This window comes from Botrimarina sp. (assembly GCF_040219535.1).
In the GTDB taxonomy this organism is placed as follows: domain Bacteria; phylum Planctomycetota; class Planctomycetia; order Pirellulales; family Lacipirellulaceae; genus Botrimarina.
In genome coordinates this window covers 491,426-513,560 of the sequence record NZ_JAVJSH010000012.1, presented here as the reverse complement: position 1 = coordinate 513,560, position 22,135 = coordinate 491,426, and the positions used below count along the sequence as shown (strand labels likewise).

The 22,135-nt window shown below is 68.5% G+C and carries 18 protein-coding genes; 7 read left to right on the top strand and 11 right to left on the bottom strand.

Going from position 1 to position 22,135, the window contains the following annotated elements; translation table 11 throughout:
- Positions 1 to 9: 9 nt before the first annotated feature.
- Positions 10 to 1,164, bottom strand: a complete 1,155-nt coding sequence (locus RIC11_RS06280) for an FHA domain-containing protein (protein WP_350209426.1) — start codon at positions 1,162 to 1,164, stop codon at positions 10 to 12.
- Between the two features lie 222 nt (positions 1,165 to 1,386).
- Between RIC11_RS06280 and RIC11_RS06275 the strand changes: the two genes are divergently transcribed.
- Positions 1,387 to 2,793: a CBS domain-containing protein gene (locus tag RIC11_RS06275; RefSeq protein ID WP_350209424.1), complete on the top strand. Its 1,407-nt coding sequence runs from the start codon at positions 1,387 to 1,389 to the stop codon at positions 2,791 to 2,793.
- A 23-nt stretch (positions 2,794 to 2,816) separates the two neighbouring features.
- On the opposite strand, the gene RIC11_RS06270 is transcribed toward RIC11_RS06275, so the two are convergent.
- Complete coding sequence (locus RIC11_RS06270; protein ID WP_350209422.1) at positions 2,817 to 4,535, bottom strand: DUF8689 domain-containing protein; 1,719 nt, start codon at positions 4,533 to 4,535, stop codon at positions 2,817 to 2,819.
- A 457-nt stretch (positions 4,536 to 4,992) separates the two neighbouring features.
- Here RIC11_RS06270 and RIC11_RS06265 point away from each other — a divergent pair, with 457 nt between their 5' ends.
- From RIC11_RS06265 to RIC11_RS06250, 4 genes are all read left to right on the top strand, one after another.
- Entirely contained in the window at positions 4,993 to 5,733 is a 741-nt protein-coding gene (locus RIC11_RS06265) for a DUF4114 domain-containing protein (RefSeq protein WP_350209420.1), read from the top strand.
- Positions 5,734 to 5,790: 57 nt separating this feature from the next.
- The gene (locus tag RIC11_RS06260; RefSeq protein ID WP_350209418.1) at positions 5,791 to 6,204 is read left to right on the top strand and encodes a TadE family protein; all 414 of its coding nucleotides are present in this window, start codon (positions 5,791 to 5,793) and stop codon (positions 6,202 to 6,204) included.
- A 71-nt stretch (positions 6,205 to 6,275) separates the two neighbouring features.
- Positions 6,276 to 7,475, top strand: a complete 1,200-nt coding sequence (locus RIC11_RS06255) for a vWA domain-containing protein (protein ID WP_350209416.1) — start codon at positions 6,276 to 6,278, stop codon at positions 7,473 to 7,475.
- 46 nt (positions 7,476 to 7,521) lie between these two features.
- The gene (locus RIC11_RS06250; protein WP_350209414.1) at positions 7,522 to 7,974 is read left to right on the top strand and encodes a TadE/TadG family type IV pilus assembly protein; all 453 of its coding nucleotides are present in this window, start codon (positions 7,522 to 7,524) and stop codon (positions 7,972 to 7,974) included.
- A gap of 3 nt (positions 7,975 to 7,977) precedes the next feature.
- Here the strand turns inward: RIC11_RS06250 and RIC11_RS06245 are convergent, their stop codons facing one another.
- The 4 genes from RIC11_RS06245 to RIC11_RS06230 form a co-directional block, all read right to left on the bottom strand.
- A complete protein-coding gene (locus RIC11_RS06245; RefSeq protein ID WP_350209412.1) occupies positions 7,978 to 9,579 on the bottom strand; it encodes a family 16 glycosylhydrolase in 1,602 nt (533 codons plus the stop codon).
- A complete protein-coding gene (locus tag RIC11_RS06240; protein WP_350209410.1) occupies positions 9,576 to 10,004 on the bottom strand; it encodes a hypothetical protein in 429 nt (142 codons plus the stop codon). The genes RIC11_RS06245 and RIC11_RS06240 overlap by 4 nt, the downstream gene beginning before the upstream one ends.
- Positions 10,005 to 10,133: 129 nt before the next feature.
- Positions 10,134 to 11,231 carry a DUF1559 family PulG-like putative transporter gene (locus RIC11_RS06235; protein WP_350209408.1) on the bottom strand — a complete coding sequence of 366 codons (1,098 nt, stop codon included), beginning with the start codon at positions 11,229 to 11,231 and terminating at the stop codon, positions 10,134 to 10,136.
- A gap of 108 nt (positions 11,232 to 11,339) precedes the next feature.
- The gene (locus RIC11_RS06230; protein WP_350209406.1) at positions 11,340 to 12,506 is read right to left on the bottom strand and encodes a hypothetical protein; all 1,167 of its coding nucleotides are present in this window, start codon (positions 12,504 to 12,506) and stop codon (positions 11,340 to 11,342) included.
- Between the two features lie 398 nt (positions 12,507 to 12,904).
- On the opposite strand from RIC11_RS06230, the gene RIC11_RS06225 reads away from it, so the two are divergent.
- Both RIC11_RS06225 and RIC11_RS06220 read left to right on the top strand, forming a co-directional pair.
- Entirely contained in the window at positions 12,905 to 13,966 is a 1,062-nt protein-coding gene (locus tag RIC11_RS06225; protein ID WP_350209404.1) for a LacI family DNA-binding transcriptional regulator, read from the top strand.
- A 292-nt stretch (positions 13,967 to 14,258) separates the two neighbouring features.
- Complete coding sequence (locus tag RIC11_RS06220) at positions 14,259 to 14,894, top strand: hypothetical protein (RefSeq protein ID WP_350209402.1); 636 nt, start codon at positions 14,259 to 14,261, stop codon at positions 14,892 to 14,894.
- Positions 14,895 to 15,202: 308 nt separating this feature from the next.
- Here RIC11_RS06220 and RIC11_RS06215 read toward each other — a convergent pair whose 3' ends face one another.
- The 5 genes from RIC11_RS06215 to RIC11_RS06195 all read right to left on the bottom strand — a co-directional run bounded on the left by RIC11_RS06215 (position 15,203) and on the right by RIC11_RS06195 (position 22,104).
- Complete coding sequence (locus tag RIC11_RS06215; RefSeq protein WP_350209400.1) at positions 15,203 to 17,281, bottom strand: endo-1,4-beta-xylanase; 2,079 nt, start codon at positions 17,279 to 17,281, stop codon at positions 15,203 to 15,205.
- 37 nt (positions 17,282 to 17,318) lie between these two features.
- A complete protein-coding gene (locus tag RIC11_RS06210) occupies positions 17,319 to 18,599 on the bottom strand; it encodes a glycoside hydrolase family 5 protein (protein ID WP_350209398.1) in 1,281 nt (426 codons plus the stop codon).
- A gap of 53 nt (positions 18,600 to 18,652) precedes the next feature.
- Entirely contained in the window at positions 18,653 to 19,078 is a 426-nt protein-coding gene (locus tag RIC11_RS06205; protein WP_350209396.1) for a hypothetical protein, read from the bottom strand.
- A gap of 57 nt (positions 19,079 to 19,135) precedes the next feature.
- Complete coding sequence (locus tag RIC11_RS06200) at positions 19,136 to 20,257, bottom strand: DUF1559 family PulG-like putative transporter (RefSeq protein ID WP_350209394.1); 1,122 nt, start codon at positions 20,255 to 20,257, stop codon at positions 19,136 to 19,138.
- A gap of 74 nt (positions 20,258 to 20,331) precedes the next feature.
- Entirely contained in the window at positions 20,332 to 22,104 is a 1,773-nt protein-coding gene (locus tag RIC11_RS06195) for a hypothetical protein (RefSeq protein ID WP_350209392.1), read from the bottom strand.
- Between the last annotated feature and the right edge of the window lie 31 nt (positions 22,105 to 22,135).

The following is a 22,135-nucleotide window of genomic DNA, read 5'->3' as shown; positions in this document are numbered from 1 at the left end:
GCGAGGGCGTCACACCAGCACAGCCTGGAGCCTCGCGGCGGCGTCGGGCGCCGCGCCGCGGACGCGGTCGGCCTCCCTCGGCGTCAGGTCGGCTTCGGGCGAGACTTCGAAACGCACTCCCAGTTCGCGACAAACGGCCTTGTCGGCCTCGCTGGTCGCTGGCGGCAAGACCGGCTGGATCCCCAGCTCGGCGCACCGCACGACGACGCTCTCCGTGAGCTGCCGACGGCGTGGCTCCGACGACACGCCCGACACAGCCGCCTGCGAGAGGAGCAGCCGATCGGGCGCGAGTCCGCTGAGCGACTCGACCGCCGACGCGCTCCCCGCGAACCCCCCGAGCACCAAACGCAGCCCCGAGGCGGCGAGCGAGCGGCACAGCGCGGTCGCTCGGGGGTCGTCGGTGGTGTGGTCCCACGGCACGACCAGCGCGAGCGTCGACCGCGGCGGCAGCCGGTGCATGGCCGCCTCGGCCGCGTGGAAGTCTTCTTCTTGCAGCGGCTCGCCGGATGTCAGGCGCAGCAGCAAGTCGGCGGGCGCGCCGCGCGTGGCCAACCTCTCGGCCGCGACCATCCACGCGATGTAGCGGTGCGACGCGCGGAGCGTTGTCGGGTGGAAGGGGGGCGACGGTTCGTCCGCGCCCCGCGTGTCGTGCCGGCACAGGAAGGCGGTCGTCGCGCTGGTGTCCAGGTCGCGGATCGACGACCAAGCGACCTCCGGCGCGACCCACAGGAGCCCCTCCAAGCGTCGGCGGTGTTGGGCGACGGCGTCGCCGCGTGTGCGGCCCGCGCCGGACGCTCCCTGGGCCAGCGGCTGGGTGACCATCCGCTCGGACTCGGTCGACGATTGCACGGCGAAGACCAGGTCGATATCGGCCACGCGGATCGAGTCGCCATCGTTGAGCGGCGTGTCGCGGGCCGGCTCGCCGTTGACGAAGGTGCCGTTCGTGCTGCCCAGGTCGCTGATCAGGAAGCGCTCGCCGGCGGCAGTGATCTGCGCGTGCTCGCGGGACACGGAGCCGCAGTCGATCTGCAGGCCCGCCGACGCGCAGCGGCCGATCGTGAACGGGAACTCCTCGATCACGACCGTGCGCGGACCGGCCGACCCCGGCAGGAAGTACTCCAGCCGCGGCCTGTTGGGCGAAGGGGTCTCCGACGGTCCGCTCATGCCTCACCTTCCTCGGATATCGCAAACCGGCTTGGGCGTCCGCCGTTCGGGACGCACGGCCGTCGGGGGGCGCAAGGGGGGGGGGCACGAAGCGGTCGCCCCGCTTAGCAACCCTAGCATCCAATCGGGCCGACGATCCGGCCGGCGGGCGCCGGCGGGCCGTGGCGCAGCTAGTCTTGACTCGCTCGGCCCCACCCCGCACCCAACACGCCGACGGACGCGATGCTCACAACCGCCAATAGCGTTACGATCGTCTCACGTGACCGAGACCTTCTCCGAAGGCTGGCTTGGACCGTCGACGAGTTCGGCTACCTGCGAACCGCCACCGACGACTGGTCGCCGGCGGCCCTCTGGCGGCGGTGTTACGAGCCGGAGCTGTGGCTGCTCGACACACGCGACCCCGAGGCGCTCGACACGATCGCGGCCGCGGCGTCGGCGCGCCAGCTGCACGTGGTCGCCCTCGCGGCCCGCGACGCGCGTGCCCAGCACGAGAAGCTCTTGCAGTCGGGCGCCGACGATGTCGTTTGCCTGCCGGTCGACGACGGGGAGCTCGCCGCGAGGCTCCGGGCGGGCGTGCGGCACTTGGAGTTCAAGCAGCGCTTCGCCGCGCGGGCAGCGCGCGACCCGGTCACCGGTTTGTTGACCCGCAGCGGTCTGACGTGGTGGGCGATGTCCGCCTCGTCTGGCGGCGGCGCGCGCAAGACGGGGCTCTTGGTGGTTTTCCAGATCGGCGGCGTCGACCGGATCAAGACCGGCCTGGGCGCCGACGTGGCCCTCGGCCTGCGGAAGGCGTTCGCGTCGGCTCTCAAGGCCGTCGCCGAGGAGAACGCCAAGGGCGTCGCGGCCCAGCTCGACGAGGACGTGTTCGCCATCTCGCTGCCGGGCGCCACCGCCGAGGAGGGCGCCGCCCTCGCGGCTAAGGCGATCGGCGAGTTCAGGGCGAGCCAGGCCGTCACGCGGAGCCTGTCGGCGCCGCCGGTGGTGTCGGCCGTTGTCGGCGACTGGTCGTCCTCCTGGTCGCCCAGCACGGTGCTGACCTCGCTCGTCGAGGCGGTCGAGCACGCGCCGCTGTGTTCCGAGCAAGCGGTCGTGCCGGTCGAAACGGTCAACGCGGCGCGGGCCGAGTGGACCGGCGCGACTCCCCGGCGGCCCGCGCTGCACGACGCGCTGGCGGGGCAGGTCGCCGAGTCGCTGCCGGTCGTGCTGCGGGTCGGCGAGAGCGTGGGCGCCGCCACGGCGTGGGGCGTGCTGCCGGCCGGGGCGCTGCCGCCTGTCGTGCCGGTCGTCGACGACGACGGGAAGCTGATCGGCCTGTTCGACCAGCGCTACAAAGACGACCTCCAGACGCAGCCGCTGGGCGCCGAGATGGTGCTGCCGGCCGACGCGACCGTGGCCCACGACACGCCCGCCCGGGACGTGTCCGCGCTGCTCGAGGGCCGCGGCCACGGGGGCTTGGTGGTCGTCAAAGACGAACGGCCGGTCGGCTTCGTGACCGGCGACTCGCTCGGCGGGCTGCTCGCCCCGCGGCACGGGGCCGCGTCGTACCGAGTGCGGGAGCGGCGCGGGCAGATCGTGGGGCTGGTGGTCCCGAGCGGGAAGGCTTCGGCGGCGCCGGCGGTCGCCGGCTGAGCGCGGCTGGCGTGTGCGGGGCGTCACTCCTCGCCGCTCATCGCGGCGAAGTAGTTCTGCACGGCGTGGTCGAGCGTCTGCTCGCTGGCCACCTTCGGCACGCCGTTGTACTCGCAGTAGTGGAACACCTGCTCGAGCAGGTCGCGTGCGTGGCAGCGGCGTAGCGGGCGGCCGATCGACTCGTAGTGGCGTGTGATCAGGTACTCGACCGACGCCGGCGGGCAGTCCACGCCGACCTTCTGCGCGAACACGCCGAGCAGCTTGACGAACTCCTCGCGCGACGGCGCGCCGATCTCGATCTTGAACGGGATGCGTCGCAGGAACGCGTCGTCGGCCAGGTCGTGCGGCTCGAGGTTGGTCGAGAAGATGATGAGCTGCTCGAACGGGACCTCGATCTTCTTGCCGTTGGCGAGCGACAAGAAGTCGACGCGGTTCTCTAGCGGCACGATCCAGCGGTTGAGCAGCTCGGTGGGGTTCACCCGCTGGCGGCCGAAGTCGTCGATCAGCAGGCTGCCGCAGTTGCTCTTGAGTTGCAGCGAGGCCTCGCTGACGTGGCTCACCGGGTCGTGCTTGAGCTCGAGGCTGTCCATCGTGAGCTCGCCGCCGACGACCACCGTGGGGCGCTTGATCCGCACCCAGCGGGCGTCGCGCTCGTCGTCGATCAGCAGGCCGCTCGCGGCGGACTCGACCGGCTCGTGGCACGACGCGTCGAACAGCTTGATGATCTGCCCCCCCTCGATGATCGCGTGGGGCACGTAGATGCTCTGGCCGAAGCAGCGTGTGATCCGCTGCGCGATGGTGGTCTTGCCGTTGCCGGGCGGGCCGTAGACGAACATCCCCTTGCCAGCGCTGATGGCCGGCCCGAGCCGCGCGAGCATCTCCGGCTCGACGTTGATGTCGGAGAACGCCTTGACCAGGCGGGGCTGCTTCGGGCGTTCGTTGCGGACGGACTGGGCGTGGACCGAGTCGACGTAATCCTCCAGCGGGACCGGCGCGGGGCCGGTGTACGCGCACTCGGCCATCGCCTCGCGCGCGCGCTTGCGGCCCTCTTCGGTCAGCTCGTAGACGTTGTCTCCGAGCATCGCCGATCCGGACGGGGTCAGCAGCTGGCGCCGGCGGAGGTCGTCGAAGCGGTCCTCGAGGATCGCCAGCGGCAGGCAGAGCTGCTTGGCGAGCTCTCGGCCGGCCGAGCAGCCGTGCGACTGCACGGTCTTCAGGATCAGCTCGTCGATGATGGAACGGTTGAGGCCGGTCTCTTCGATGCTCCCGGGGCTGACGGGCGAGAAGCCGTCGTCTAGGGCGAGGACGTCGACCAGCGAGGCGCTGTCGGCGTCGCTGGCGTCGGAGCTCAGTTCGGGCCAAGGCGCCGGCGAGGGGGCGCCGGCCGGATCGTCCGCTGGGCCTTCGCCCGGTGGGGCCGGCTGGCGGGCTTCTTCTTCGGCTGGCTGGCTGCCCGTGAGCTTGCGGCTTAGCTGCCAACCGAAGTTGGTCATCTCGAACACGCCGGGCGTGGGGGACTCGCGGAGCAGCAGCAGCTCCACCAGCTCCGAAACCGCGTCGCAACAGCGGCCGGCGAAGGTGTCGTCGTTCGGGTCGTACAGCTTGACCTTCCCGCAGCGGACGGCCCGGCCGCGCGTGTCGGAGCGCACGGCTACCTCGGCGGTCCCGCGGTTCTGCGCGGCCGCCAGCAGGACCGTGAGCTGATCCTCTTCCAGGGACTCAGGCGTAGCGACAGTGTGCATGCGGATCTGCGTGTGTGGCGGCGGGGTTCTCCACCTCGGTACTACTAGCAGCCGTTGAAAGACGCGTTCCTGGCGTTTTTCGACCTCGCCAAGCCCGGAGCAAGCTCCTCGCGGCTCGCAGAACGTCGGCTCTCGGCCGAAGTTCTGACGCCACCCCTCCTGGGGGGCAACGCAGGCCGCTGATAAATCGACAGCCTGCTAGGCGAACTCTAGCTCACGCCGCCTGGGGGATGCTTTCGGCCAGCGAATGAAGCTTGGATCCTAGGTCGCCCCCCGGAGAGGTCGCCCATAAGCAAAACAATTTCTGCGAATCTCAGGCACGAGATCCGAGTCATCGGCTCAACGCGACCTAGGTTTGCAATGAGTCGGTGGAAAAGGCGCGGGGCGTCGCAACACGCTCGCCCCCCCCCCGCCTGCCAGCCGGCGGCTGCTCTTCGCCCTCTTCTCGGAGTTCGACATGTCTCTTCCGTTGGCGCCACACCGGTATCTGTTGGCCGCTGCCGTGCTGCTGGTCTCGGCGACCGCGTCGGCGCAGTGCCAGAAGGAAGTCCAATCCAACTTCACGCTGTGGGGCATGCCCAACGCGGCGCCGGTCAACCACAGCGGGTGCGACGACCGGGCCGAGGACTTCAATCGAACGATCCTCGAAGGGGCGACGCGGCTGGTAGAAGAGAACCTGCGCGAGGGGGTCGAGTTTCTGGCGCGGGGCGTGACGCGGCTCGACGAGGACGCCCTGTTCCTGCTGAACGACACCGACCGCCCCGTTCGCGTTTATTTCATCCACGAGGGGGCCGGGTACCGGAACACGCTGGGCTACTCGACGAGCATCGCCGGCTCCGACGCGCAAGGCGAGCGCGTGGTCGTTTTCCCCGACGTGTCGGACGGCACGTTGGGGGGCCCGGAGATCCTCTCCAACGGCGATTGGGTCGAGCTGGGCGACTTCCCCCAGGGGACCAGCTTCGAGTTCTTCATCGTCCGCGACGCGGTGCGTGGCGGACGCGACGTGTTCACGAACCAGGACCACCTCAACCCGGACGGCATCCAGCACCTCGCCGCTTGGCTGCTGGGCGACCGCTACGTGCTGCTCGGTTTCGAGGACCTCATGAACGGCGGCGACTTGGACTACAACGACGTGGTCGTGGTGGTCGACCTCAGCCCCGACCTGGGCCAGGGCCCGCTCGCGTTGCTGCCACGCTGAGGCCGAGAGCGCGCCGGATAGAGCGTTGATTCCTGCCGTCACCCGAGGGTCGAGCCGATGAGAACCCCGGCAAGAAGGACGACACGCCGCAGAGACCGACGCGGCGTCGAGACCGTCGAGCTCGCCCTGTCGCTGCCGATCCTCGTCACGATCCTGTTCGGGACCCTCGAGTGTTGCGAGTTGCTGTTCACGAAGCAGTCGATCGCGGTGGCCGCGTACGAGTCGGGGAGGGTCGCCGCGCGGCGGGACGCCACGACCGAGGCGGTCACGAACCGCTTCAACCAGATCGTCGCCGCGCGGCGGTTGGTCGGCGCCACGATGACCCTCACCCCCGGCGACCTGAGCGCCCTGTCCATCGGAGAGGAGATCCGCATCGACGTCACCGCGCCGGTCGCGGAGAACTCGACGTCGCAGATCGTGCTGGCGGCGCTGCCCGACCTACAGGAAACCGTGACGTTTGTCCGGGAGTGAGCAGGAAGCACGCTTTGGCCTATTCCGGGTTCGGCCGGCGAAAGCAGCGAACCCAAAAAGGGAGGTTCCTCATGGCTTCGCTAGTTCCTCGCCGCCGGCGACCCTCGCCCCGCCGCGGCGCCGTGTTGGTGCTGGTGGCGGTGATGTCCTCGGGGCTCGTCGCGATGGGCGCCCTGGTCATCAACTGGGCCTACATCGAGCTCACCAACACCCAGCTGCGATCGGCGGCCGATGCGGCGGCGAAGGCCGCGGTCGTGAGCCTCAGCCAGACCCAGGACGAGGCCCTCGCGCGGGTCGCCGCCCGCGACATCGGCTCGCGGTTCCGCGTCGGCGGCCAGACGCTCAACCTGGCGGACGGCGACATCGAGTTCGGCAACGCCACCCCGGACGGCGCGGGGGGATTCGTCTACACGCCCAACGCGGCGCCGCGGAACAGCGCGCGGGTCGTCGCCCGCGTGGGGGACGGCTCTTCGACCGCGGCCGTCCGCGCGGTGTTCGCGAACCTGCTGCCCGTCGACGAGTTCGGGCTGGCGAAAGAGGCCGTCGCGGGACGGTACGACCACGACATCTGCATCGTGGTCGACCGCTCGGCCTCGATGGCCTGGGACCTGACCGGGGTGGACTTCAGCTACCCGTCGACCTTCAACGACGACTCGACGCTGCAGAACTACTTCCGCGAGCCGTTCCTCGGCTACGACGCGTCGGAGCCAGACCCGCTGAAGCGCCAGAGCCGCTGGGGCGCGCTGCTGGACGCGCTGGCGACCTTCAAGGGGGTCGTCGACCGCCGCGACCTGAACCCGCAGGTCGCCCTGGTCTCGTACGCGAGCAACTACACGTTCGCCAACTTCTCGGCGACACGCAGCAGCCGCGACCAGAAGCTGGACCCGGACACCCTGAAGTTCCTCGACGCCGCGCACCGCCTCGGTGAGAAGCCGATCATCGGCGACACCAACATCAAGGCGGGCATGGACCGCGCAAAGACCGTCCTCACGAGCAACCCCGAGCGCCGCGACACCGCCAACCGCACGATGATCCTTCTCTCCGACGGGCGGCGGACCGAAGGGGGCGACCCGGTGGTCGGCGCGGAGCAAGCGGCCGCGCAGCGGATCACGATCCACACGATCTCCTTCGGCGACGGCGCCGACCAGGCCGTCATGGCCCAGATCGCCCAGGTCGGCAACGGCAGTCACTACCACGCCAACACGGGACCGGAGCTGCAGGCGGCGTTCGAACAGATCGCCGAAGAGCTGCCGGCCGTCCTCATCCGATAGCCGCCCGCGCCCCACGGGGGACCGGCGGCTGGAGCCGCGATCGAGCATGACACCGAGCACGACACCGAGCACGACCAGGCCACGCCCGAATCGACCGCGCGGGCGGGGCGACCACCGGCGCGGTGTCGCGACCGTGGAGTTCGCGTTCTGCGCCTCGATCTTGTTCCTGCTGTTCATCACGATGATCGAGGTCGCCCGCTTTCACGTGCTGCGGCACTCGATGGACCAGGCGGTCTACATGGCGGCCCGCGCGGGCATCGTGCCGGGGGCGACCTCCGCGGCCGTCAACGACACGGCGGTCAGCCGGTTGGCGGCCGCGGGCGTTCGCAACGCGACGCTCACGATCACCCCGCCGGTGATCACCGACGAGACCCAATCGGTCACCGTCCGCGCGGTCGCCCCCTACAACGAGAACAGCTGGACGCTCCCGAAGTTCTTCGACGGCGTGCAGGTGCGATCGGAGATCACCCTGGACCACGAGAACGTGGCCTTCGACTAATCCTCAAGCCTGTTGGCGCCGCCCCGCGCGGAGGCCCGCGAGCGCGGCGAGGCAGAGCAGCCAAGCGGCGGCGGGCTCCGGCGCCTGGGCCGGCGCCGCTGGGAGGTTCGCCGTGTAGCGGTCGCGCCACGCGGCGAGGTCCTCGTGGTCGACGACCTGATTGCGGTCGGCGTCGGCCGCGAGGCCGGGCCCCGTTTGGCCGAGCGAGTCTCGCCAGACCGTGTAGTCGGCCGCGTTGACCAGCCCGTCGGCGTTGAAGTCGCCGATCGGTGTTGCGGCGAACTGGATGTCGTCGATGTGGATCGCCCCGGCGTCGGTCGAGGGTTGCTCGAACAGCAGCGACAACCGGGCCTCCCGCGAGTCCTGCGGCGCCAGCGCGCTCAAGGAGCTCGTGAGCCACTGGTCGAGCGGGGTTTGGGCGTCGGCGACCAGGAGGGTCTCCTCGCTCAAGAAGGCCTGGCCGCGGTACTTGGCGCCGAACTCCTCGTAGAACTCGAGCCGCGCCCAAACCTCGTTCGCGCCGGCCAAGCGGTCTTCGGAGCGGACTAAAGCGGAGAGCGAGAAGGCGACCTCTTGCCCGCCCTCGACGGTGATCCCTTGGCTCACGCCCGAGAAGGTCCGGCCGGGCTGGAAGGGGCCGAACAGCTTCAGGCTGGCGTCGCCGGAGCGGACGGCCTCGGTGGCCGCCAGCACGTTCACCGAGCCGCGCGGCTCGTCGCCGAACACGCTCCAATTGCGCAGCGTGCCGCCGTCTGCCTCGAAGCCGAGGTTCTGCGCCTCGACGACGCCCGACGAACCGCTCTCCTCGTACACCCGCACCCAGTCCACCTCCATCCGTTGGGGCCACACGGTGGACTCGTCGGGGTTGGGGAGGAAGTGGCCGCCGATCGCGTTGTTGATGACCAGCTGCATCGGCTGGGTGTCGGCGGACAAGAAGCCGCCGACGTCCTCGTCGTAGACCGTGTAGTGGTGCACGCCGTCGACGTAGAACCGCAGGTAGCGATCGGTCCAATCGACCGCGTACGTGTGGAACCCCTCGTGGTAGTTGACCGGCTCGCCGTCGAGGGAGGTCTGCTGCTCGTCGTACACGAAGCGGTGCACGTACGGGGGGTTTGTGCCGTAGTGGAACGCGCTGCTGGTCAGGAAGGGCTCGTTCCCGCGGTTCTCGAGGATGTCGATCTCGCCGCCGCTGGGCCAGTTCGTTCGCGACACGTCGGGCAGCAGCCAGATCGCCGGCCACATGCCGCGAGAGGTGGGCAGCTTCGCGCTGACTTCCCAGCGGCCGAAGCGTTGCTCCGAGCGGCTGATGACCTGGCCGGATCGGTAGGGGAGGCCCGCGTACGGCTCGTCGGTCGACGTGAGCACCAGCGACCCGTTCTCGACGGTCACCTGCTGCGGCAGATAGGCGTGGAGCGAGTTGTTCGTCGGCTGGGTGCTGTTGACCCGCTGCCACTTCGTGCCGTCGAGGGAGTTGAACCCGTCTTCCCACACGAGCCGCCAGTCCGGCGCGGCCTGGGCGTGCGCCGACGCCGGCGCGTAGCCGATCAACAGGGCGGCGACCGGCGCCGCCAAGCGCCGGGCCGCAGAAGCGAGACAACCGCTCATCGGTTATTGCCGGGGGTTCGCCGTTCTAGCGAGATGTCGAACGTGTTGCCGCCTGGCTCGACGGTCACTTCGAGGCCCGAAGTCGCCGGCGACGTGTACCGGGGGGGGATCAGCCGCTCGGCCCAGGGCATCGCCCCTTCCTGCTGAGGCGGGATCGTCTTGACGAGGCTCACGGTCACGGCGTAGTCGCCGGGCGTGAGGCCCCGCTGGTTCCCGGTGAGCACCTGGTACCGACCCTGGTCGTCGATCGATCCGGAGGCCGGCGCGCCGTTGGACTCTTTGGGCTGCAGCAGGACCGTGCCGCGGACGTCGCCGCCGGTCTCGACGGGCTCGCCGTTGAGGGTGACCTGGCCGCTGAGGGTCGCCGGCATGCCGCCGCAGCCGCCCACGGCGAGCAGACCTGCCGCGCACCCGGCCAGGGTCACACGATCCAACGCACAGAAGACGCGACGCTCTGATCGACGCCTGGGCAGCATGCCGTTTTTCCGATCGGATAGGGGGGAGAAGAGGCCGCAGACCGTTAGCGGCATCCTACCGATTAGCTTAGTCCGGCACTATTGCGTCGCCCAGTTCTCGTCGCCGTTGCGGGTGCAACTCGTGCGGTAGAAGGTGTTGTCGACGTCCTCGGCGAAGAACGCGACCGACCCATCGACCCGAGCGAACTGCGCCCCGCCGGGGTGGCGGCTGCGGAACCCCTGGGCGTCGTACCAGAGGTCATTGGCGAGGGTCTCCGGGTCGACGCCCCCGGTGTAGTTGATCGGGGTGTTGCAAGAGGACCAGTCGCCGTTGGAGTAATAGGCGGCCGAGTGACGGTTGTAGGCCGGAAGGTCCTCGCCGATCATCATGGTCTTCGAGGTGCCGTCGGTCACTTTGCTCATTTTCACCGGGGTGAGCCACGTGTTCCGGTAGAAGAGGCCGCGGCACCGGGTGCCGCGGTGGCAATCGCGGTCTGCCTGCGTGAGCGCGTTTCTCTCAACGGGGGCGCCGTTGATACCTTTGTCGTAGATTCCGCTCGGGTACTGCGACGTGTCGTTGTTGAACAAGCTCGCCGGCTGTTCGTTCAGCCAGGTGTCGCCGAGCACGCCCTTGTAGTTGGTCGTCGCGACCTCGCAGTTCTGCCACTGCCACTGGTCGGTCCGCAGCACGCCGGCCGAGTCGTCGCTGGGGCAGGCGATCACGGAGAGCCACGTTTTGGCCAGCTCGGGCACCGAGATCCCGTCGACCATCGACCCCATCCCGAATCCGGGCCGCGGGCTGCGACAGATGCCTATCCGATACTGTCCCTCAAAGGCGCCGCCCGCCTTGAACTGGTCGTACAGCGCCTGCTCTTCCAGTTGAGGCAGCACCTGAACGATCCAGCCCGCGCAGTTCATCGGCTGTCCGTCGTTGGCGGCCAGTCGGACGTTGGGTTCCTCGGCGTTGGGGTCGGTGTAGCCGCCGCTGATCGGGAAGTGGCCCTCGACGTCGTGGTGGTTGAGCACCGCTAGCGCGAGGTTCTTCAGGTTGTTCACGCAGGCGGCCCGCCGCGCCGCTTCGCGCGCGGCTTGCACCGCGGGCAGCAGCAACGCCACGAGGATGCCGATGATGGCGATCACCACGAGGAGCTCCACGAGCGTGAACCCCCCGGGACGCGGGCGTGGCCGGCTGAGCATAGGTCGGTTCCCTCGTTTACTGGTCAAAACAAATGGTTAGCTCACCGCCACGTGGACAGACCGGCTCGGCGCCGCGAGAGCCGCGACGCGAGCCGCGCCGGCGACCCGCTAAGCGCGAGCCGCGGCGCGTCCGGCGCCCACCCCGCAGAGGGCCAAGATCGCGAGCAGAGCGGCGCCCGGCTCGGGGACGCCGGCGGCCGTCGAACCCCCGACGGTCATGCCGTAGTTGTCGGCCCAGAGGTCGTAGCCGGCTTGCGACGAGTCGGGCGAGTTGCCGTCGCGCCACACGGTGTAGTCGGCCGCGTCGACCGAGCCGTCGAAGTTGTAGTCGCCGAGCAGGATGTCGTTGTCGGGCTCGGGGTTGGCGTTGGGCGTCACAGAGGCCGCGTCGCGGAACACCTCGACGAGGATGTTGTCGACCAGCAGGTTGCCGCCGTCGCCGTCGCCGGTGAGGTCCGTTCCGGCGAAGTCGCCCATGAACATCACGGCGCGGACCTCTTCGACGTCGGCCACGGTGTAGAGGTCGTCGCCGATGCCGATCCAGTCGAAGTCGTTGACCGTGTACACGCTCTCGACGAGCGTCCACTCGTCGGTGTTGATCTGGGAGACGCGGCCTTCGCTCGCGGCGCCGCCGTCGATGACCTGGCCGTCGCCGTTGAAGTCGACCCACTGCGCACGGTCGCCCACGGGGATGCCCAGCGGGCCGCCGTGTTGGTCTTGGTCGAAGATCTTGTCACCGAAGAGCGGCTGGATCTGCCCGCCGTTGGTGTCGGCGTTCGTGGAGAGAGCCTCCTTCCAGAACTCGAACTTCAGTACCGGCTGGATCTGGGGATCGACCACGATCGGGTTGGCGGGGTCCGACCGGAACCAAGCCGACATGCGGAGCACGTTGCCGTTCTCGAGTTTGCCGCTCGGGTTGCCGATCGTCGTGAACACGCTGTTGGGCGGGGTGGTATTCACCGCGTCGAGGTTCTCGTCTTGGTTCATGTCGCCGTCGAAGGTGACGTCGATGCCGTTCTCCCCGTTGGAGACCGGCACCGAGAACCCGGCGCCGTGGCAGCAGGGGCCGCTGAAGTTCTGGTTGTAAACGGCGAAGGGTCCGCCGACGTCGAGCCCGTAGGCGCCGGACACGAACACGTCGGTCACGCCGAAGGCCAAGCCATCGGCGTTCGGATCGGTGAAGACCGGGTACGCGTCGGCGGCGAACAGTGTCGCCGGGGCGGCGCCGAGGGCGAGACAAACGATCGCGCGAAGTAGCCGTCGTGGGTACGCCATGAGGAGGCTTCCGATTCTTGAGGAGGAGCGGGGTGCGGTGGTCGCGCCGGCGCTGGGGCCACTCGCGGGCACGCCCGGCCAAGTCACGAGCCCACCAGATCTGGCGGGTGCGAACCAGCGGCGTGGGGTCCCGAGCGGTCGGTGGATCAGAGGCTGGAAAAGGGGGCCGCTGTCGCGCCGGCTCGGTCGGTGAAACCCTGTCGAGCCAGTAACAGCCAGTAACAGTGTTTCTAGATTAGTCAGCCACCGCGGTCCCCGTCAAGCGATTTGCGACGAATCTGCGGGCTTCATCCGTTGTGACTCGTGAAATCCTCACCACAGAGCCTTGAATCCGGTCCTCGCTCAACTAAAATCGGCTGTAACAGTTTCTTGCTTGTCTCTCTTCTCCCGCGAGACCGATGGCTTCGATTCGACAAGTGGCGAAGGAGGCCGGCGTCTCGACGGCGACGGTCTCCCGTGTGCTTAACGGCCACACCTCGGTCGGGCCCGATCTCCGCGATCGCGTGCTGCACGCCGCCAACCGCTGCGACTACGCGCCGACCGTCGGCAAGCGGACCGCCGAGCGGATCGCGTTGCTCTACGCCGGCGACTTCTGGCTCGAGTCGCCTTACGACTCGGCGTGCGTCGTGGGGCTGAGCCGCGCGATGCGCAAGTCGCCCTACGACCTGGTGCTGCTCGACCACCGGCGCGACAGGCACCCGAACGAAACTCTTAAGCAGTTCTTTTCTCGCAAAGGCGTCTGCGGCGCCGTCATCCGGTCAACGCTCGAGTTCCGAGGGCAACTGGCCGCGATGGCCGAAGAAGACGTGCCCCTCGTTGTGCTGGGGGACCACTTCAACAGCGACCGGCTGCGGTTCGCTTACGCCGATTCGCTAGAAGCGAGCCGCGAAGCGATGGAGCACCTGCTGGCCCTGGGCCACACGCGGATCGCGTTCCTCGGCTGCGATCGCGACGACGGCGACCACCTCGACCGCCTCCAGGCCTACCGCGACGTGCTCGGGCAGGCGGGCCTGCTGTGCGAAAGCGACATCCACCGGGTGCCCCCCTACCGGATGGATGGCGCGCCCGTCGCGCGGCGGCTGCTGAGCCGACCGGATAGGCCGACCGCGCTGTTCATCGCGGACCCGCTGGTGGCGGTTGGCGTCATCAACGAGGCCCACAGCATGGGGGTCCGGCTGCCGGCCGATCTGTCGGTCGTCGGTTTCGACGACTCCGACACACGGATGAGCGTCTTCCCGAGGATGACCGCTGTTTGCCAAGACTCCGCCCTGTTGGGCGAGACCGCCTTCGCGATGTTGTGCGACTTGATCGACTTGGGCGGGCCGTTCGACGCCGCGCCGGAGCCGCAGACCGCGTGGTTCGAGATCCACGAGACGACCGGCCCAGCCCCGCAGGCCGTCGCTGCTTTCTTGCCCGGCTCTCGCTCGGGAGCGACGAGGGCGCGTGCGGTAGCGACTTGACGGCCGTGCCGCGCTGGAAGGTTGGGTGCGAATGGCGGTCCACAAGGTGAAACGGCTGATCGCGTCGCTTGCAGTTCGCGGGCAGGGCTCTACGCCTCGCGTCGACGATGTCGAGAGCCGTGCTGTTTTTCGCGAAACTGTTACTCCTTTGTTTTCGTTGCTATGAACGTCACGACTGATTGACGTTTGTTTCACGGGGAGACTACTCTGTATGCGCGGTACACGGTGTTTCTCGCCGGTGGCCGCGAGCCTCGTCCTGTCTCTTCTTGCCCAACACGTGAGGATGCTACTGATGACCCGTCTTCTTGGTTTCTCAGCGCTGCTGCTCGCCGTCGCGCTCGGCGGCCCTGCGCTCGGTCAAAACAACTTCGGCGACCCGAGCTTCGAAGGGGCTATTACCTACGACGGACCTCCGTTCGTCGGCGTCTGGGAGGGCTTCTCTGGGAGCGCCGGCGCATCGGCCACGAACGACACGACCAACCCGCTCTCCGGCAGCCAGCACGCGAACCTGTCGATCCTCGGCGACGACAACAGCTTCGCGGGTGTGTTTCAAGACGTCGTCGGCCTTGGCGCAGGAACCGAGATCACCTTCAGCGGCTTTCACGCGATCGGTGGGATGGCCGATGTGGGAGTCGAGTTCCGGATTGAATGGCGCGACTCGGTGATGGGCACCGAAATCTCGCGGACGCCGAACTCGACCACTGCTCCGACCTCGACCGACTACGAGCCCTTCAGCCTGACCTCCACGGTCCCGGCTGGCGCCGACAGCGGCCGGTTTGTCTACGCGGTCCAGACCTTCGGTGGCGAGCCCGGCCCCAGCAACACCGGCACGATCTTCCTGGACGACCTGGTCGCCACGCCGGAACCCACCGCCGCTTTGTTGGCGAGCCTAGGGCTCATCCCGGCGATGCTGCGTCGCCGTAGCTGACGACTCGCCCTCAAGGCGGGCGGGGATGATCTTCTTCCCCGCCATGCTTGCCAAAAAAAGAACGGCCGGCCGCGTCAGCGGCCGGCCGTTTTTCCTTTTGGGGCTAGTGGCCTCCTTGCCGCAGCGACCCACTCACGAATTATCGCTCCGGCGGTCAGTGATCGGCTCTAGGCTTGCTCTGGCGGGCCTGGTGTGACTGCTGACGCATTGCGGTGCGGGCCGCAGGGGAAGCCTTGCAAGTGGCGCGGACCTCGGAGCCTGTTTCGCGCCTGGAGGCTCGCCCGCTGCCGGGGGGCGTCGGCCCTGGTCTAGGGCGTCGCCCGCGACCGACTAGGCCTCGACCCCACTCCGCACCAGGCGATCACGGCCAACGCCCCGCTCACGGGTTCCGGGATCGCGTCGGGGCTCGCCACCGAGGCGTCGCGCCACACCGTGTAGTCGGCCGCGTCGATGACGCCATCGCCGTTGCCGTCGGCGCCGGCGAAGGGCACTGCCGCATCGCCGTAAGACAGGCTCCACGATTGAAAATCGTCTTGGTCGACGTCCCCGTCGCCGTCGTAGTCGCCCGGCTGCGAGACGTCGATGGGCAGCACCAACTCGGTCGCGAGGCCGCCGTCGCCGAGCGTCAGGTCGAACGCGTTCGTCTCGCCGTCCAATTGAACGACTACCTCGTAGTCGCCCTTGAAGGCGCGTAGCCCGGTCCCTTCGGTCGTCGAGGTGAGCTGCTCGTCGGTCATCCACTCGCCGAGCACCAGGTCGCGCCAGACCTGGACGCTGGGGGTCTCGCTCCAGTCTTGGTTGTACAGCGCGGCGTCTGGGCGCCAATGGCGGCCCTCCCAGAAGCCCCACATGAGGAAGCCGTCGACGCCCTCGTGGGCGAACACCGCGGTCAAGAAGTCGCGCAGGTAGTTCGCCTTGAGCGTTTCGTTCGGAGAGTTGACGTCAAACTCGGTGATGGTGATCGGCAGCCCGGTCGCGTCGTGGAACGAGTCGAGGACCTCCCAAACGGTCTGCGGGTCGCTCCCTCCTGTGCCGTCCAGGTCGGTGAGCGAGTAATCGTGGAAGTGCGCCTGCATGCCGATCCCGTCGATCTCGGCGCCCCTGTCGACCAGCCCTTGGATCGAGGCGAGGTACTGCGCTCGCTTGGATCGCTGCTCGTCCGAGATGATGTTGAACTCGTTGATGAACAGCTTGGCGTCGGGGTCGGTCTGGCGGGCGGCGCCGAACCAGGTGTCCATGATCGCTTCGCCGTAGATGTTGAGGACGTCGTTGTTCGTGCCGATCTCGTTCACCACGTCCCAGTCGACGACCTTCCCGTCGGTCGCCGAGACGACCTCGACGATGTGGTCGTGGATCTCGGCAAGGAGGCCCTGCCGCGCTTGCGTGTCGCCCGACTTAGCCGCGGCGATCAGCGGGTCGAGGTACGACGGCATGTTCTGCGAGCCGGGCCAGATCAGCACGTGGCCGCGCGACTGCAGGCCGTTCTGCTGGAGCCAGTCCAGCGCCTGCACGCTCTCCGCGAGGCTCCAGCTGGGCCCCCAATCGCCGGCGAGGGGGTCCCACTTGAGGCCGTTCTCGATGGTCGCGGTGTTGAACATCTCCAGCAGCCGGTCGCGGTAGATCTGGTCGTTCGGGGACGATCCCAGGAGGTTGTCGACCGCTACGGCTGTCCCGAACTGGAAGGCCTGCCTCGTCTGCCGGACACGCACGGCCGCTCCGGACACGGGGGCGCCGTTCTGGTCGACCACGCGGAGCGATAAGTCTGCCTTCCGGATCTGATCGATCCGGGTGGCCGCTTCGGCCCGCCAGGGAGAGGTCGGATCGAGGCCGCCGTAGTTGACCGGCGGGTCGGGGAGGTTTCCCTCGAGCTCCACATTGAACAGGTTGACGTTGAACGGCCCGGCGCTGCCGGGCTGCCCGCTGATCGCCCAGCTGGCGACGTCCGTGAAGTCGAACTCCGCGAACGGCGCGGAGCCGCCCGTGGGCGACGCGATGTCGAGCGACACGTCGTACGCGCCGAACGCCCCGCCCAACGAGGGGACCGTCGTGTCGACGGCGTAGCTCAAGAAGTTGCTCTGGCTGTCGTAGAGGTCGACCGTGAAGAAGTCCGTCGCGTGGCCCGAGAGCGGGTTGTACCGCACCTTCAGCGACCCGCCGCTGGCCAACCCGCCGAGGTCCACGCCCCCCAAGAGCGACGCGGCCACGCCCGCCCCGTCGGCGTTGTCGAAGAAGCGAGTGGCGAACTGGCCGAGCTGCTGGTTGAAGCCGCCGGACAGCACGTCCATCCCGTTGTTGTTGAAATCGTTCAACAAGAACGTGTTCTGCGCGCTGGAGGGGCTCAGGCTCAACAGCAGCGCGGCGAGTGCGAGCGAGGGGCGGTTGGGCATAGCAGAGTTGTCGTCGGAGTGGTCGGCGCTGGCCGGGTCAGGCGCCGCGTCGTGTGCTGGTTGCGAGAACGGCCGCGAGCAGCACGGACACCGCGCACCGCGGCTCGGGCGCCGGGAGTGCGTCGGCGGTTGCGCCGTAGTTTTCGATCCAAACCGCGTAGCCGGCCGCGTCGCCGCCGCGGTCGCGCCACACGGTGTAGTCGGCCGCGTCGACGGCGCCGTCGCGGTTGAAGTCGCCCGCCAGCGCGGGGCCGACCCCGACCAGCCGCGGCTGGAGGAGTGTCATCGAGGGGCGGTCGGACTGACCGGGCCCGCCCAGGTCCAGCGGCTCGATCGTGAAGCGGTAGTCGCCCCACCAGGGGCCGCCGGCCCACCAGGTCCAGCCGAGCCACACGTCGTCGTTGGCCTCGATGTAGTCGAGCATGTGGTCGATCGCTTCGTCGCCGATCTGACCGGGGTCGTCGCCGATGGTCGAGTTGGCCACGCCGAACTCCCCGAGGAAGCCGCGCCGGTCGTGCTGCTTGAGCCACTCGGTGAACGCGACCAACCGGTCGCGGCCCACCGTGGGGCTGACGACGTTGCTCGTCGTCCCGGAAGAGTCTTCGTCCAGGTACTGGTGCACCTCGAAGGCGAAGTTGTCCGCCGGGTCGCTCACGTCGAGCATCGCCTGCGAGTTGGGCACGCCGTACCAGCCTTGGCTCCAACTGTGGGCGCCGGTCCACGCGACGCCCGGCACCAGCACCAGGTTTTCCGCGCCGGTCAGCCGGATGGCGGCCAGCGCTTGGTTCGCGGCGGCGGCCCACTGCTCGGCCGGCATCGAGTGCGGCTCGTTCATCAAGCCGAACACCACACGGTCGTTCTGCTTGAAGTGGTCGGCCAGCCGCGACCAGAAGTCCGCGAGCTTCGCGCCCGGCAGCGCGGTGCTGCCCACGAGCAGCTCGTCGCCCCCGGAGCGGTATCGCGCGTAATTGTGCGGGTCGAGCACCACGGTGGCCCCGGCGGCGGTGGCATGGTCGACGACCGCCGTGAGCCGCCCCAGCTCGGCCGCGTCCAGGGGACCGCCGAGGGACTGCTGCAGCCGCTCCCACCGGAACGGAACGCGGAACACGTTCGCGCCCTTCGCGACGTAGTAGTCGACCTCTTCGGCCGTGGGGTAGGTGTAGTGCCGGCCGAACTCACCCGGCAGCACCGATTCGCCGAAGTCCGCCCCGGCCAGGTTGACGCCGGTGTAGCGCGGCTTGGCCTCGGCCGACGCGGCGGCGACGCAGGCCACGCCCAGCACCAGCGCGGCGCACCGCTGTGTTGCTCGATGCCGCACGATGGCTCCTCCCCGGACCGCTCTCTCTGTGATCCCGCCACGCCCGCGGCCTGTCATTGGCTGGTCAACGCGATGTCGATGGTTTGCCTGCCCGGCTCGACGTCGTACGACAGCCCCGACGTGGTGACGCGCAAGTACTTCTCTGGCACGGCCGGGATGGAAGGTTTGTTCGCACGCTCTCCCGGCGCGACGATCTCGCCCGGCTTGAAGGCCTGCACCGCCACCTGGTACCGGCCCGAGTCGATGCCGCGCTCGTGCTTCGTCTTTAGGAAGTAGCGTCCTTGATCGTCGACGTTCCCCTTCGAGGGGTTCTGCGTCTTGTCGGCCGGCACGAAGGAAAGGACCCCCGGGCCTACCGGCTCGCCGTCGAGCGTGACCACGCCCGACACGTCGGCGTCGTAGGGGTCGGGCGAGCAGCCGACCGGCAGCAACAAGGGGAGCGCGAGTAAGCTACGGGCGATGCGATTGATCGGCTTCATGTCGTGTGGGCTTATCGGGCGCTCGCCGGGCAGACTCGACCGCCGCCAGGGTCCGGATCAGAACCCCGCTTCGCCTTGGGAACGGGTTGATTTGGCGCGGTACTCGAGGTGGTCGATGTCGTCGGTGACGAAAGTGACCGACCCGTCGCAGTAGGCGAAGTTGACCCCGCCGGGGTGGAAGCTCCGGAAGCCACGGATCCGAGGCCAGCATTGGCGGTCGCCGTTGCCGTTGGGTCCGGTGCAGAACCCGGAGTTCAGGTAGTCCCAGTTGATCTCGACGGCCGTGTGCGCCCAGTCGCCGTCGCTCGACCAGGCCGCGCTGTTGGTGTCGACCGGCGAGGCCTCGCCGATCATGAAGGTCTTGCTCGTGCCGTCGGTGATCTGGCTGACCTTGACCCCGCCCTTGTAGTAGGAAGTCCGCCAGAACACGCCGACACAGTCGGTGCCGTTGTAGCAGGCGAAGCCTGGCGGGCCCTCGTAGGTCCAGAAGCCGTTTGGCTCCTCGAAGGTCTGGAACTCGAAGTGGCCGTCACCGGCGTTGCCCTTGTAGGAGGTGGTGGCTACTCGGACCGGCGCCCCTGCGCATTGCGAGGAGGCGCTGAACGGGTACTGGTCGGCCCGCGGCCCGATGGCGTCGTCGCTCGGGCAATTCAGCACCGACGGCTGCTGGGCCAAAGCCTGGCGGAGCGTCGGCTCGTTCGCGTTGAGGCCCGTGCGTACGATTGGCCACATGCCGTCGAGGTAGTCGTCGAAGATGTCGAAGAGGCTTTGCTCCTCGAGATAAGGGAGCGTCCGCGTGATCCAGCCGGCCCCGTCGGGGCCCCGCACGCCGCTCGTCGTGACGGGCAGCTTCTCGTAGGCCTCCCCGGGCGACATCCAGCGGGAGTACCCCAAGTCGTCGAGCCGGATCTCGCGCATCACGCTGCCGCCACCCGTGCCGCCCGTCGCGGGGTTGTAGTAGTCCTCGTCGACGGGGAAGTGGCCGTTGGCGTCGTGGTAGTTGATCGTCGCCAGAGCGACGTTCTTCATGTTCGCCACGCAGTTCGCCCTGCGGGCGGCCTCGCGCGCCGATTGGACCGCGGGCAGCAGCAACGCGACCAGGATGCCGATGATCGCGATCACCACCAGCAGCTCGACGAGCGTGAACGCGAGTGTTCGATGAAGCGGACGGCTTCGCATCGGTCTCTCCTTTCGCGACCTAGGGAATCGCACGGCTCGGGTGGCGGGGCGCCGACGCGCGGCGCCCCGCGTGACTAGCGACGGCGCGCCGCTCCTACCGCCATCGACAACGAAGCGGCCAGCAGCAGCCCGCTCGCCGGCTCGGGCGTGGCGGCGCCCGCGGACCCGGCGGCGACGAAGGCCGCCGACTCGAGGCCGTAGTTCATCGCCCACAGGTTGTAGCCCGCTTGCCCGCTGTCGGGGGCGCCGCCGTCGCGCCAGACCGTGTAGTCGGCCGCGTTGACCGCTCCGTCGCCGTTGTAGTCGCCGGGCAGCGTGCGGCCCGGTTGCCGGACCTCGATCGATTCGATCTCCAGGCCGACGAGGCCCGCGTCCTGGTTGGTGACCAGGCCGATGTAGTACAGGTTGAAGTCTTCTAGGGAGCCGTCGCCGTCGTTCGCGAACTCGAACGCCGCCTGGCGGGTCAGCTCGGAGAGGGGCACGGTGATCTCGGTGAAGTCCGTCGAGTTGAGGTCGGCGGTCTGGAGCTCGTAGCGGTACTCCTCGCCGCCGAGGCCGACGCCGCTGTCGTCGCCGTCGATGTCGTTCAGCACGATGCCGATCGAATCGGCGCGGGTGTTGGCTTCCTGGGCGTTTGGGCTGAGGTCGATCAGCTTCGCGCTGATCACGAGTTGCGCCTGCGTGCCGTCGAAGGTCTGGTACTGGTGCTCCTGCCACACGCCGAACCCACCGACGGTGTCGTCGTCGTCGGTTTGGATAATCAGGTTGGTGAAGCCGTTTTCGTCGAACCGCTGGAGCTGATCCGTTGGGCGGATGATCTGGAAGTCTTCGTTGATGACGTCGTCCAGCGTTCCGTCGCCGTCGGCGTCGGTCTGCGTCGTGAACGGCGTGCCGAACCGGCGTCCGATGCCGCTGTAAGCGTCGTACCGCGCCACGAGCTCTGGATCGGGGTTGATCGGAACGATGCTGATCCGCTTCACCTCCACGTGGAGCCGACCCAGCAGGTCCGAGTCGTCAGTAAACGCGCTCTGCATGTGGATCTGGCCGACGCCGTTGGGGGCCATCCCCTCGAAGTTGTTGAAGTCGATGGCGCCCTCGCCCTGGATGGTGTTGAGCGCCTGGAAGTTCTGGTCGCCGTCGGCGAACAGGAAGGTCGGCCCGGTGAAGGTCCAGTCGGGCCCGGTGCCGCCCATGCCGTCGGACAGCGGGGTAGAAATCGTGACAAACCCGTCCGGGTCCTTGGCGCGGGAGTCGTAGAGCTGCTGGATGTTCTGTTCGCCGTAGCCGAAACCCCACTGGTGCTGTTCGCCGGACCGCTTGCCGACGCCGGGCGTGATGAGCGGCGGCTCGTTGCGTGTCTCGATCACGAAGCCGTCGTGCGTGTCGAACTGCACGTTCAAGACGGGCGCCTCGTTGGTCGGCAGCGGTTTGTAGACCACCTCGATCTTGTACTTGTCGGGGTCAAAGTTGATGCCGAAGCCCGCGCGGTCGAGGATGTCGAAGTCGTCTGCCTGGATGTCGAACACGTGGTTGCCGGCCAGCACATCGAACGGCGATTGGCTGTTGTCCGCCGCGTTGTACCCGGCGCCGCTGCCGTTCATCAGGCCGCCGCCGCTCGAGTTCGCCGAGTCGTAGACGAACGCGTCGAGCGGAGAGAGGCCGCCCCCCGGCGACTGCGACGTGTCCGCGCCGTTGTAGGTGAAGCTGCCGAAGCCGTTGTTCGCCGTGCCGTTGACGATCATCCCGTTGAACGTGAGCGGCACGACGCTGTCGGCCCAGGCCGACGCTCCAAGCAGAAGTACGGCGGCGCCCGCGAGGGGCGACCGGCGGAGTTGGGTGAGCAGCATCGTGTCGACTCCGGAAGAGGTAGGGATTCAA

Excerpts from the sequence above, each read along its gene's own strand:
- RIC11_RS06255 (WP_350209416.1), top strand. The coding sequence starts at position 6,276 with ATGGCTTCGCTAGTTCCTCGCCGCCGGCGACCCTCGCCCCGCCGCGGC.
- RIC11_RS06225 (WP_350209404.1), top strand. The coding sequence starts at position 12,905 with ATGGCTTCGATTCGACAAGTGGCGAAGGAGGCCGGCGTCTCGACGGCG.
- RIC11_RS06260 (WP_350209418.1), top strand. The coding sequence starts at position 5,791 with ATGAGAACCCCGGCAAGAAGGACGACACGCCGCAGAGACCGACGCGGC.
- RIC11_RS06195 (WP_350209392.1), bottom strand. The coding sequence starts at position 22,104 with ATGCTGCTCACCCAACTCCGCCGGTCGCCCCTCGCGGGCGCCGCCGTA.
- RIC11_RS06265 (WP_350209420.1), top strand. The coding sequence starts at position 4,993 with ATGTCTCTTCCGTTGGCGCCACACCGGTATCTGTTGGCCGCTGCCGTG.
- RIC11_RS06270 (WP_350209422.1), bottom strand. The coding sequence starts at position 4,535 with ATGCACACTGTCGCTACGCCTGAGTCCCTGGAAGAGGATCAGCTCACG.
- RIC11_RS06205 (WP_350209396.1), bottom strand. The coding sequence starts at position 19,078 with ATGAAGCCGATCAATCGCATCGCCCGTAGCTTACTCGCGCTCCCCTTG.
- RIC11_RS06220 (WP_350209402.1), top strand. The coding sequence starts at position 14,259 with ATGACCCGTCTTCTTGGTTTCTCAGCGCTGCTGCTCGCCGTCGCGCTC.
- RIC11_RS06200 (WP_350209394.1), bottom strand. The coding sequence starts at position 20,257 with ATGCGAAGCCGTCCGCTTCATCGAACACTCGCGTTCACGCTCGTCGAG.
- RIC11_RS06280 (WP_350209426.1), bottom strand. The coding sequence starts at position 1,164 with ATGAGCGGACCGTCGGAGACCCCTTCGCCCAACAGGCCGCGGCTGGAG.
- RIC11_RS06245 (WP_350209412.1), bottom strand. The coding sequence starts at position 9,579 with ATGAGCGGTTGTCTCGCTTCTGCGGCCCGGCGCTTGGCGGCGCCGGTC.
- RIC11_RS06235 (WP_350209408.1), bottom strand. The coding sequence starts at position 11,231 with ATGCTCAGCCGGCCACGCCCGCGTCCCGGGGGGTTCACGCTCGTGGAG.
- RIC11_RS06275 (WP_350209424.1), top strand. The coding sequence starts at position 1,387 with ATGCTCACAACCGCCAATAGCGTTACGATCGTCTCACGTGACCGAGAC.
- RIC11_RS06230 (WP_350209406.1), bottom strand. The coding sequence starts at position 12,506 with ATGGCGTACCCACGACGGCTACTTCGCGCGATCGTTTGTCTCGCCCTC.
- RIC11_RS06250 (WP_350209414.1), top strand. The coding sequence starts at position 7,522 with ATGACACCGAGCACGACACCGAGCACGACCAGGCCACGCCCGAATCGA.
- RIC11_RS06215 (WP_350209400.1), bottom strand. The coding sequence starts at position 17,281 with ATGCCCAACCGCCCCTCGCTCGCACTCGCCGCGCTGCTGTTGAGCCTG.